At 64.2% G+C, this 12,143-nt stretch carries 9 protein-coding genes; 8 read left to right on the top strand and 1 reads right to left on the bottom strand.

Annotated elements, in window-relative coordinates; translation table 11 throughout:
- The first annotated feature begins 3 nt into the window (after nt 1-3).
- The 8 genes from AC1DMY_RS04880 (at nt 4) to AC1DMY_RS04845 (ending at nt 10,522) form a co-directional block, all read left to right on the top strand.
- Nucleotides 4-612: an electron transport complex subunit RsxB gene (locus AC1DMY_RS04880; protein ID WP_477163864.1), complete on the top strand. Its 609-nt coding sequence runs from the start codon at nt 4-6 to the stop codon at nt 610-612.
- A complete protein-coding gene (gene nth, locus AC1DMY_RS04875) occupies nt 609-1,244 on the top strand; it encodes an endonuclease III (protein ID WP_477163863.1) in 636 nt (211 codons plus the stop codon). The genes AC1DMY_RS04880 and nth overlap by 4 nt, the downstream gene beginning before the upstream one ends.
- Nucleotides 1,245-1,756: 512 nt before the next feature.
- Nucleotides 1,757-2,065, top strand: a complete 309-nt coding sequence (locus AC1DMY_RS04870) for a hypothetical protein (protein ID WP_477163862.1) — start codon at nt 1,757-1,759, stop codon at nt 2,063-2,065.
- Between the two features lie 248 nt (nt 2,066-2,313).
- Nucleotides 2,314-2,979, top strand: a complete 666-nt coding sequence (locus tag AC1DMY_RS04865) for a response regulator (RefSeq protein WP_477163861.1) — start codon at nt 2,314-2,316, stop codon at nt 2,977-2,979.
- Nucleotides 2,976-4,376 carry a sensor histidine kinase gene (locus AC1DMY_RS04860; protein WP_477163860.1) on the top strand — a complete coding sequence of 467 codons (1,401 nt, stop codon included), beginning with the start codon at nt 2,976-2,978 and terminating at the stop codon, nt 4,374-4,376. The genes AC1DMY_RS04865 and AC1DMY_RS04860 overlap by 4 nt, the downstream gene beginning before the upstream one ends.
- A 246-nt stretch (nt 4,377-4,622) precedes the next feature.
- Nucleotides 4,623-7,862 carry an efflux RND transporter permease subunit gene (locus tag AC1DMY_RS04855; protein ID WP_477163859.1) on the top strand — a complete coding sequence of 1,080 codons (3,240 nt, stop codon included), beginning with the start codon at nt 4,623-4,625 and terminating at the stop codon, nt 7,860-7,862.
- Nucleotides 7,852-9,033: an efflux RND transporter periplasmic adaptor subunit gene (locus tag AC1DMY_RS04850; RefSeq protein WP_477163858.1), complete on the top strand. Its 1,182-nt coding sequence runs from the start codon at nt 7,852-7,854 to the stop codon at nt 9,031-9,033. The genes AC1DMY_RS04855 and AC1DMY_RS04850 overlap by 11 nt, the downstream gene beginning before the upstream one ends.
- A gap of 4 nt (nt 9,034-9,037) precedes the next feature.
- Nucleotides 9,038-10,522, top strand: a complete 1,485-nt coding sequence (locus tag AC1DMY_RS04845; protein WP_477163857.1) for an efflux transporter outer membrane subunit — start codon at nt 9,038-9,040, stop codon at nt 10,520-10,522.
- 97 nt (nt 10,523-10,619) lie between these two features.
- On the opposite strand, the gene AC1DMY_RS04840 is transcribed toward AC1DMY_RS04845, so the two are convergent.
- Nucleotides 10,620-12,131, bottom strand: coding sequence for a SulP family inorganic anion transporter (locus tag AC1DMY_RS04840; RefSeq protein WP_477164191.1), 1,512 nt, complete (start codon nt 12,129-12,131; stop codon nt 10,620-10,622).
- Between the last annotated feature and the right edge of the window lie 12 nt (nt 12,132-12,143).

Genomic DNA, 12,143 nt, shown 5'->3' with positions numbered 1-12,143 from the left:
GCCATGTCGCTGGCCGACCGCATCGATGCCCTGCTGCCGCAGACGCAATGCGAGCAATGCGGTTATCACGGTTGCCGTCCGTATGCGGAGGCGATCGCCAGCGGCGAGGCGAAGATCAACCAGTGTCCGCCTGGCGGTGCGATCGGCATCGCCAGGCTCGCCGCGCTGCTCGATGTTCCCGTGCTACCGCTCGATCCGGAGCACGGCATCGAGAAGCCGCGCACGCTCGCCCGTATCGTCGAGGCCGATTGCATCGGCTGCACGAAATGCATCCAGGTGTGTCCGGTGGATGCGATCGTCGGCGCGTCCAAAGTGATGCACACCGTGATGAGCGACGACTGCACGGGCTGCGAATTGTGCGTGCCGGCCTGCCCGGTGGATTGCATCGTGCTCGAGCCGATGCCGTCGGCACAGGTCGATGACCCGGCCCACGCCGATGCATCACGCGCGCATTTCCAGCGACGCGAAATACGACTGACGCGCGAACGCCAGCGCCGCGAGGACGAGCTTGCCGCGCGCAAGGCCGAGGTGGCCGCCATGACCACGCCGACCAATCCCGTGCTCGCCGCGCTCGCGCGGGCCAAGGCCAAACAACAAGGAAAGACCTCGTGAAGAAGGCCGACATCGTCGAGCTGTTCACTCGTCTGCGCGAAGTCGATCCGCACCCCACTACCGAACTCCACTACACCACGCCGTTCGAGCTGCTGGTGGCGGTCGTGCTGTCGGCGCAGGCGACCGACGTGGGCGTCAACAAGGCGACCAGGAAGCTCTACCCGGTGGCGAACACGCCGCAGGCGATCCTCGATCTGGGCGAGGAGAAGCTCAAGCAGTACATCAGTACGATCGGCCTGTTCAACAGCAAGGCCAAGCATGTGATGGCCCTGTGCAGGATCCTGGTGGAGCAATACGACGGCGACGTGCCGCAGACGCGCGAAGCGCTGGAAGCGCTGCCCGGCGTGGGCCGCAAGACCGCTAACGTAGTGCTCAATACCGCCTTTGGCCACGCCACCATCGCGGTGGACACGCATATTTTTCGCGTCTCCAACCGCACCGGTCTCGCCCCCGGCAAAGACGTGCGCGCAGTGGAAGACAAACTCGAAAAAGTGGTGCCGCTGGAATTCAAGCAGGACGCTCATCACTGGCTGATCCTGCATGGACGCTATGTGTGCAAGGCGCGTAAACCCGATTGTCCACAATGCGTCATTCGCGATTTGTGCCGTTACAAGGACAAAACGACAGCCTGACCACTTGCTTCACTGAAAGGCCAAGCAAGCGATCCACTTGCTTGCTCAGACTTCATCAGTTGCGCCGGTAACAACTTCGCTGCCGCGTCGCAGCGGTCAGGTACGCGCAAGCGCAAGGCGATATCGATGCGCGCATCGATGATGACGCCGTGACGAACCTAGGTCATTCGTCACGACTCATGTTGTCTTCGTATCGACATCCCGCGCGCAACACATCTGTTTCGTTTGCAACGACAGTCGTGATGCACGCGCATGATGATGCGCCCATGTCATCGCCGCGACATCTCGCATGTCTATGCCTCCACACCGTTCGTCACATGCAAGCGGTAGGTTCTTGCAGTCTCAAGTCACGCAAGCAAGAAATACCTGTGACTAGTGGCCTATTACCTGTGGAGAGGGCCGCGAAACCTCATAAATTCCTCAGTGTTTCGTGCAAGTTCCTCAAGCATGAATCGCTGCATCGACCTAACGTTGAGCCTCCCCCGGAACTCCCCCCGTTAGGAGGCACCACCATGAAGCGCTACATCCTCCCCGCTCTCGTGGCTGCACTAGTTTTTGCCAGCATCGGCTCGGCATACGCCACGGTCGAAACCTATACCGTCAATATGAATGGCTACGCCGTCATTGGTTTCGTTGGAAACACTCCCGCTGATTTCGCACGCGCCCAGCAGCAGGCGAATGGTTGGGAAACTCAGCGTCACCTGATGTTGAAACCACAGTCGATCAAAGCCGTTGCCATCGATCAGTCGTCGGGCGTCGCCCTCAACCAGACTGAACTGCGCGCAGCGATCGTGCAGGCCGCTCTGGCCAAGACCCCTTGAACGCGCTTTCCCCAAGCGATTGACCGGCGCCCCCACTTCGCGCCAAAACAGGAAGGAAGACGGCGAGTCAGCAGGCTCGCCGTCTTCCTTTGCGTGCATGGTTGACGCCACGCGTCTCACTTGCCAACGTGACGCCAGGGCGGCCACGGGCAGCCTGGCAAAAGATCCACAAAAGGTAGAACACGGATCATGGGGCCCGGCGCCGGCCTGGACCGTGCCGCCGCCAAGTCCGTCACGGGTGCGAAGGCATGCATATTCTGCTGGTCGAAGACGATGCCGAGCTGGGCGGTGCGATCAAGCACGCGCTGGAACACCAGTCCTATGCGGTGACCTGGCTGCGCGATGGCCGCCAGGCCATGGAAGCGCTGCGCGGCGATCCCGTCGACCTGGTCTTGCTCGATCTGGGACTGCCCGGCAAGGATGGCCTGGAAGTGCTCGCCGACGCCCGGCGTTCGGGCGTGAAGACGCCGGTGCTGGTGATGACGGCCCGCGACGCACTCGAAATGCGTATCCGCGGCCTGGACCTGGGCGCCGACGACTATTTGGTGAAGCCTTTTCACTTGGGCGAACTTGCTGCTCGCATCCGCTCCCTCACGCGACGTACACAAGGACTTGCCGACAACCTGGTGGAGGTCGGCGGTTTGCGCCTCAATCTGGCCACCGCCGAAGTGGAGTTTCGCGGCGAGCACGTCACCCTGACGCGGCGCGAGTTCGCCCTGCTCCGCGTGCTGATGGAACGCGCCGGACGCATCGTGCGCCGTGAGGCGCTGGAGAACTCCGTCTATGGCCTCGACACCGTGGTGGAGCGCAACGCTATCGAAGTGCAGGTGCACTGGCTGCGCCGCAAGTTAAGCCCCGAGGTAATCCATACCGTGCGCGGCATCGGCTATATGATTCCGCGCGAGCCGCAATGATCACCAAGCCCATCAGTCTTCGCACCCGCCTCACCTGGCTGATCATCGCGGTGATGGTCGCCGTGTTGATACCGCTAGGCTGGATCAGCTATCGCCGCGAACTGCGCGAGATGAACGAGTTGCTCGACGGTCGCCTCGCCCAGGCCGGCCGCACGCTGGGCACGCTGATCGCGCATGGACAACTGCCGCTGCACGAAGGGGACCTGCCCTCGATCCCGCAAGGCGCCGCCAGCCATCGTCATGGCGTCGTGGTGTCGGTGCATCCGCACAACTACGAGCCCGAAGTCGGGTTTCAGGCCTACGATCCGCAGGGCGAGCTGATCGCCGCCACCTCCAACTTCGCCGACCTGCCGCCGCCGACCGGCGAGGAACGCGGCTTTCGCGACATCCAGCGCGAGGGCAAGCAGTGGCGCACGTTCACCCTACAGAACCGTGCCGACCTGGTGATCCGCATCGGCGAGCAGTCGGACAACCGCGCCGACATTGCGCGCGGGCTGGTCATTGAGCACACGCTGCCGCTGCTGGTGGGGCTGCCCTTGCTGGCATTGCTGGTGAGCCTCGCCGTGAAGCGCGGCCTGCGGCCTGTCGCCGTTCTGACCGAGATGCTGGATCGTCGCACCCCCGGTAGTCGCAAGCCGATGCCTGCCGATGTGGCACCCGGCGAAATCAAGCCGCTTATCGTGGCGCTGAACCAGCAACTGGAGCGGCTGGAAGATGCGCTCGATCGCGAACACCGCTTTGCTACCGACGTCGCCCACGAACTGCGCACGCCGCTGGCGGCGACCATGATCCATCTCGAAAGCGCGATGATCGCGGACGATCCCACCGAAGTGGAGTTCACCGTGCGCCACGCGCAGCAGAGCATGGCGCGGCTGGGGCGACGCATCGAGCAGATCCTGGCGATGGCCCGGCTCGAAGCCGGCGCCGCTTCGCAACAGCGCAAGCCGATGGACTTGATCCGCATCGCCACCGAGGTGATCGAGGAACTGGCGCCGCTGATCGCCGAGAAGGACATCTCGCTCAGCCTGACGCATGACGACGACATGGCTGTCGTCCTTGGCCACGAGGTGGCGCTTACTGCCATGTTTCGCAACCTCATCGAGAATGCCCTGCGCTACACGGAGACCGAAGGCCAGGTGGATGTTTCCGTGCGCCGGGACGGTGCGCAGGCGGTCATCGATATTTCTGACAACGGTCCGGGTATTGCCGAGGATCGGCGACAGGCTGTTTTTCAGCGTTTCCATCGCGAAGTGGAAAGCGCGACGCGTGGTTATGGCCTGGGGCTGAGCATCGTGCAGCGTGCGATCGAATTGCATGAGGCGTCGATCGAGTTGCTGGAGTCGCCGTTGGGGCGGGGATTATTGGTGCGAATTCGGATGGCTGCAGTGCCCGGCTAAGCGGGCGCCTGCTCCTTTTGCTCGTCATTCGGGCGCAGGCCGGAATCCAGTGGCGGTAACACGGGATTGTTGCGAACGAGCTCAAGGCTCGGCTTTATCGCGACTGGCGGTTGTCCGCGCTACAGGATTCCGGCCAGCACCGGAATGACGAGCCAGAGAGCAAGCCGCGCCCGCCAAAAGGTTTCCACAAGATTGCCTTGCCATCATGGCCAGCGTCGGGCCTCAGGCCTCCAGGCTGCAACGTCCATGCTTGCTCTTGTCCGAATCGCCCTGTCGCGGCCGCTGACCTTCATCGTGTTGGCCGTGCTTATCCTGATCGCCGGCCCCCTGGCCGCATTGCGCACGCCTACCGATATCTTCCCGAACATCGGCATTCCGGTGATCAGCGTGGTGTGGAGCTACAACGGCCTGCCGCCGGATCAGATGTCCGGCCGCGTCGTCTACTACTACGAACGACAGCTCAGCACCTCGGTCAACAATATCGAGCACATCGAGTCGCAGTCGCTGCCCGGCATGGGCATCGTCAAGATCTTCTTCCAGCCCGGCGTGGACATCCGCACCGCCACGGCGCAGGTCACCTCGATTTCGCAGACCGTGCTCAAGCAGATGCCACCGGGCATCACGCCGCCGCTGATCCTCAACTACAACGCTTCGACCGTGCCGATCCTGCAGATGGCGCTGTCGAGCACGAGCATGTCCGAGGCAAAGATCCTCGACCAGGGCCTCAATGTGATGCGCCCGATGCTCACCTCGGTGCCCGGTGTCGCCGTGCCCACGCCTTACGGCGGCGCGGCACGCCAGGTCACGCTGGATCTCGATCCGCGCGCGCTGGCCGCCAACGGCTTGTCCGCACAGGATGTAAGCAACGCGCTGGCCGCGCAGAACCAGATCATCCCGGTCGGCACCGCCAAGATCGGCATGGCCGAGTACCACGTGCAGCTCAACAACAGCCCCGATGCCGTCGACGAGCTCAACCAGCTGCCGGTCAAAACGGTGCATGGCGCCACCATCACCATCGGCGATGTGGCCCACGTGCGCGACGGTGCCGCTCCGCAAACCAACGTGGTGCGCGTGGATGGCAAGCGTGCCGTGCTGATGCCGGCGTTGAAGGTGGGCGACGCTTCGACGCTGGCCGTGGTGGCTGGCATCAAGCAGTTGATGCCGCGGGTATTGGAATCGCTGCCTTCGACTCTCAAGGTGTCGCTGCTGAGCGATCAGTCGATCTTTGTGAAGGCGGCGATTTCGTCCGTGGCTCGCGAAGGCGTCATCGCGGCCCTGCTGACCTCGGTGATGATCCTGGTCTTCCTGGGCAGCTGGCGTTCGACCGTGATCATCGCGGTGTCGATTCCGCTAGCCATCCTCTCGGCCATCGCCCTGCTCTCGGCCACGGGGCAAACGCTCAATGTGATGACGCTGGGCGGACTCGCGCTGGCGGTGGGCATCCTGGTCGACGATGCCACGGTGACCATCGAGAACATCAATTGGCATCTTGAGCAAGGCAAGGACGTGCGCACGGCGATCATGGACGGCGCCCAACAGATCGTGACGCCGGCCTTTGTGTCCTTGCTGTGCATCTGCATCGTGTTCGTGCCGATGTTCCTGCTCGATGGCATCGCCGGTTTTCTGTTCCGTCCGATGGCGCTCGCGGTGATTTTCGCGATGGTGTCGTCCTTCGTGCTGTCGCGCACCTTGGTGCCGACGCTGGCGATGGCGCTGCTCAAACCCCATCACACCGAAAAAGGCCTGGGCGATCACCCGGAGGACCCGTACCTCAACCATCACGAGGGCGACCAGCCGGCGCGGCGCGGGCGGCGTGCGCTGGTGGCTTCACTGGTCCGCTTTCAGCAACGCTTCGAGCACCGCTTTGCACAGGCGCGGGACATCTATCACGCCACCCTGATGGCGGCGCTTGCACATCGCCGCCGCTTCGTCATGGGATTTCTTGGCTTCGTCATCGCATCGTTCGCGTTGATGCCCCTGCTAGGCCGGGACTTCTTCCCCGACGTGGATGCCGGCGCCATTGCCTTGCACGTGCGCGCCCCCATGGGCACGCGGGTGGAGGAAACGGCAGCCGAGTTCGACCGCATCGAGCATGCGATACGCCAAGTCGTTCCGGCCGACCAACTGGATACGGTCATCGACAATATCGGATTGCCGCTGTCGGGCGTGAACATGGTCTACAACGCCAGCGGCACCATCGGTCCACAGGATGGCGACATCCAGGTGGTGCTGAAGGAGAACCACGCGCCGACAGCCGACTTTGTGCGCGAGCTGCGTGCGCGGCTGCCGCGCGAATTCCCCGGCACGCAGTTCGCGTTTCTTCCGGCCGACATGAGCTCGCAGATCCTCAACTTTGGTGCGCCGGCGCCGCTGGATATTTCCATTGCCGGCCGCGACCTCAAAGCAAACGAAGCCTACGCCACCGAGATCCTCAAGCGCCTGCGCAGCGTGCCCGGCATCGCCGACGTGCGCCTACAGCAGAGCAGCAGCTATCCCCAACTCGATGTCACGGTGAATCGCACGCGCGCCGACCGCCTGGGCGTGACCGAGCGCGACGTCACCAACAGCATGGTGGCATCGCTGGCCGGCAGCTCGCAGGTGGCGCCCACTTTCTGGCTCAATCCCAGGAATGGCGTGTCCTATCCCATCGTAGCCGCCACACCTCAATACAAGATGGACAGCATGGCCGATCTGGCCGGCCTGCCCGTCACGCCCGCCGGCAAGGGCGCCAGCCAGGTGCTGGGCGGCCTGGCCACGTTCACGCGCGTGCCGAGTGCAGCGGTGGTATCGCACTACAACATCCTGCCGTCGTTCGATATCTATGCGGCCGTGCAGGATCGCGATCTGGGTGCTGTAGCAGGCGATGTGCAGAAGGTGTTGGACCAGTTCGCGGCCTCGCGTCCCAAGGGCACCCTGGTCAGCCTGCATGGCCAGGTAGGCACCATGAATGAAGCCTTTGGTGGATTGGCCTTCGGCCTGGTCGGTGCGATCGTGCTGATCTATCTGCTGATCGTGGTGAACTTCCAGTCGTGGCTGGATCCGTTCGTGATCATCACCGCCTTGCCCGCCGCGCTCGCCGGCATCGTATGGATGCTGTTCCTCTCGCACACCACCTTGTCCGTTCCTGCGCTGACCGGCGCCATCATGTGCATGGGTGTGGCCACCGCCAACTCGATCCTCGTGGTCAGTTTCTGCCGCGAGCGTCTGGCCGAACACGGCGATGCGATGAAGGCCGCGCTCGAAGCCGGCTTCACCCGCTTTCGCCCGGTCTGCATGACGGCGCTGGCGATGGTCATCGGCATGTTGCCGATGGCGCTGAGCCATGAACAGAACTCGCCCCTGGGCCGCGCCGTGATCGGCGGCCTTCTGTTCGCGACGTTCGCCACTCTCCTCTTCGTCCCTGTGATTTTCAGCATCGTGCATGGCCGCGCGCAGACGCAGCTCGCATCCGATTCCGCTTCTGGAGTACCTGTCCATGTCGCATGACGCCACCACCCTCACGTCCGCGCGCACGCCGAAACTCGGCCGTGCGGTGCGCATCGGGCTCGCGCTGGCCTTGCTCGCCACCATCGCCGGCATTTCCGTCCGCGCCTATGACTACCGTCGCGTGGTGAAGTGGACCAACGCACAGGTCACCCCGAGCGTGCAGCTGGTCACTCCGGAAGGAGGCCATGGGCAAGCAACGATGACCCTGCCCGGTCGTCTGGATGCGTGGATCGGCGCGCCCATCCACGCTCGCGTCAGCGGCTACCTCAAGAGTTGGAGTCACGATATCGGCAGCCAGGTCAGCGCAGGCCAGTCGCTGGCCGAAATCGATACGCCGGAACTCGACCAGCAGTTCGAACAAGCCAAGGCCAACCTCGCTCGCGCACAAGCGAATGCACGACTGGCCGTGCTCACCGACAAACGCTGGAAGAACCTGCTCCAGTCCAATTCCGTATCCAAGCAGGAAGCCGATGAAAAAGCCGGCGAAGCGGAGGCCGCACAAGCCAACGTGCTCGGTGCGCAGGCCGATGTCGACCGCATCGCCGCGCTGGAGGCGTTCAAGCACATCACCGCGCCGTTTGCCGGCACGGTGACCGCACGCAACACCGATATCGGCGATCTGATCAGCGCCAACAGCGAGAACGCGCCGGCGCTGTTCACCGTATCGGACACCTCGCGCATGCGGCTCTACGTGGAGGTGCCGCAGGGTTATGCCGACGCCATTCGTCCCGACATGAGCGTGCAACTGGATGTGCCCGATCACCCGGGCGAACAGTTCACCGGCCACCTGATCGGCAACTCCGGCGCGGTAAGCCAGACATCCGGCTCGCTGCTGGCCCAGTTTGAAGTGGACAATCGCAAAGGCGAACTGCTGCCCGGCGCTTATGCCGAAGTGCACCTGCCCATGACTGGCAACAGCCATGTGCTTACCGTGCCTGCGACAGCGCTGATCTTCCGCGCACAGGGTCCCCAGCTCGCCGTCATGGGCGCCGACCACAAGGTCCAGCTGCGCGATATCCACATCGCGATGGATCTGGGCGACCGCTTGCGCATTGATAAGGGCCTCAAGCCCGGCGACCGCGTGATCAACCATCCGTCCGACTCGCTGGCGCAGGGCGATCTGGTGCAAGTGGCGGCCGTGGGCAACGACGGCGCAGCCAAGGCGGAGTAAAGCCATGACGCTCATGCTCCCTTCTCTGCGCCGACTCGTGCCGCTCGCACTGGTGGCGCTGTTGCCGGCCTGCTCGCTCGCGCCGGCTTATACAAAGCCGGACGTCGGCCCCGTGCCTGGCAGCTATGCCGGTCAAACCTCCGACGGCCTGTGGTCGCCTGCGCATCCCTCCGATGTGGCTGCGCGTGGACCGTGGTGGTCGGTGTATGCCAACCCGACGCTGGATCGCCTGGAGCAGCAGCTCGATGCCTCCAATCCAACCCTCGCCGTCGCCCTGGCGCGCTATGACGCGGCACGCGCGCTGCTGGGCGAGGCGCGCTCGGACCTCTATCCGACGCTGGGCGTGGTCGCAGCCGATTCGCGCAATCGCCAGTCGAATAACCGTCCGCTGCGCGGCAGCGGCCAACCCAACGAATACAGCGCCGAGACACTTGGCTTTGGGCTCGGCTACGAGCTCGATCTGTGGGGTCGCGTGCGCAACGAGGTGGCTGCCGGCAAGGCGAGCGCGAACGCGGCGCAAGCCGATCTCGCCTCGGTGAAGCTGAGTTTCGAAGCACAGCTTGCCGATCTCTACCTGCGGCTGCGCGGTTTCGATGTGCAGGAGCGCATCCTCACCGACACACTCGATGCGTACCAGCAAGGCCTCGATCTCACCCAGCGACGCTTCCAGGGTGGCGTGGCCTCGGGCCTCGATGTGAGCCGCGCGAAGACGCAGCTGTCGGATGCACAGGCGCAGGTATCCGATGTTCAAGCACAGCGTGCATTGACTGAACATGCCATCGCCACGCTGGTGGGTGACTCCGCGTCGCGCTTCTCGCTGCCGGTCGACAACGCACCACTCAAGGTGCCCGCGATTCCGCTCGGCGTGCCGTCGCAATTGCTGGAGCGTCGTCCCGATATTGCCGCCGCCGAGCGGCGCGTGTTTGCAGCCAATGCCGAGATCGGCGTGGCGCGTGCGGCGTTCTTCCCGCGCCTGAGTCTTTCCGCTGCGCTGGGTTGGCAGGACACCGGCATGGGCAATCTGCTGAGCGCCGGCAACCGCTACTGGGCGCTGGGCCCGGATCTGGCGATGACGCTGTTCGATGGCGGCCTGCGTCGCTCCAAGGTGCAGGCCGCGCAGGCGAACCTAGACGCGGCGGCGGGTCTCTATCGCGGTGTGGTGCTCGATGCGTTCCAACAGGTGGAAGACAACCTCACCCTGCTGCAACAGCTCGGCAAGGAAGCGCATCAGCAAGACGATGCCGCCAGTGCCGCACGCGACTCGCAAACCATCGCGACCAATCGCTATCGCGAAGGCGCAGTGAATTATCTTGATGTGGTGAGCGCGCAAACGGCCGAACTGCAGGCCGAACGCAGCGCCGAACAAGTGCGCACGCGACGACTGCAAGCGAGCGTGGATCTGATCCGCGCGCTCGGCGGCGGCTGGGATGCAGCCCAGCTGTCGACCACCGCCAACGCGGTGGCCGACAGCGCGACCCAGGCCCACTGACGCCACGGTACCTACTCCGCGGCGACCGCCCGGGGACCCAAGGAGCCCTCATGTGGAGAGAGGGGAGGCACGAGGGCTCCTATGATGACGAGCGGGCCTATGCTGCTCGTCGTACGCCTTCGACGCGTTGATTGAGCTGTTGCCAGTCCACAACCAGCTCGCAGCCGCGTGCCGACGCGTTCCTGCTCCATTCGCGCAGCAATTCCAGGCACGCCTGATCGACGTGATGCAGGCGATCCACCTGCAGCTGCAGGCGCGTATTCGGCGGCACGCTTTCCAAGGTACGCGCCACCGATGGCACCCTCAGAAACGTCGCCGAACCTTCCAGGCGCAGCGATGCCGTGCCCGGTTCCTCGTGATGATGCAGGCCCACCTTGAGCCGTGACGAATGCAGTGCAAGGCGGAACAGCGACAAGGCGAAGCCGATCAGCACGCCGGCCAGCAGATCGGTGGCGACGATGGCCACCGTGGTCGCGACGTAAATCCATGCGGTGCCCTTGCCGTACTGCGCCAGCGAAGTTACCTGCTTGAAGTTCACCATCTTGATGCCGGTGTAGACCAGGATGCCGGCCAGGCAGGCTACCGGCGTCATGCGCATCAACCATGGCAGCAGCATGGCAAACACGAGTAGCCAACCGCCGTGCATGATGGTGGCCATGCGCGAGGCCGAGCCTGCCTGCACGTTCGCCGCGCTGCGCACGATCACGCCCGTCATCGGCAACGCGCCGAACAAGCCGCAGATAGTGTTGCCGATGCCTTGCGCGGTGAGCTCGCGGTCGTACCTGGTGCGCGCGCCGTCGTGCATGCGATCGACAGCGGCGGCGGACAACAGCGTCTCCGCGCTCGCGATGAAGGCGAATGTCAGCGCAGCGATCAGCAGCGACGGTTCAAGCAGGCTGGAGAGACTGCTCAGCGCGGGCATGGATACGGCGGCCATCAGATTGGACGGAACGTCCACCGTTTTCACCCCAAGACCCGCGAACTGCACGGTCGCCGTCAACGCAACCACCGCCAACAAGGCACCAGGCACGAAGCGCAGTTTCGCCGGTCGCAGTTTTTCCCAGCCCAGCATGATGGCGATGGTGGCCACGCCAACACCCAGTGCGGACAGACTGCCCACCTCGCCCTGCACGGCGTCAATCACTGCACCGGGCAACGCGGCGAAGTTCTCCAGGCCGCGCGCCTTGGGCAAGGCATCCATCAGCACGTGCAGCTGCGAGGCCACAATCAACACGCCGATGCCCGACAACATGCCCGCCACCACCGCCGGCGAACACATCCGGAACCACACGCCGACGCGACACAGGCCAGCGGCGATCTGAATCAGACCCGCCAGCAACACGACCGGGCCCAACGCGACCACGCCATGTTCGCGCACCAGTTCGAACACCAGCACGGCGAGGCCGGCCGCCGGTCCGCTCACCTGCAACGGCGAACCGGCCACGGCACCGACGATGACACCGCCGACGATGCCCGTGATAAGTCCTGCCGCCGGCGGCATGCCCGAGGCGATCGCAATGCCCATGCACAGGGGCAAGGCCACCAGGAACACCACGATCGAACCGAGCAGGTCACGCCCGAACAGCCCCTGCTTGAAGTAATTGCTGATCACGACAAATCC

This window comes from Dyella sp. 01L423, assembly GCF_056399945.1.
Note: the sequence above shows the minus strand (reverse complement) of the source record. Positions and strands in the feature narration are given on the sequence as shown.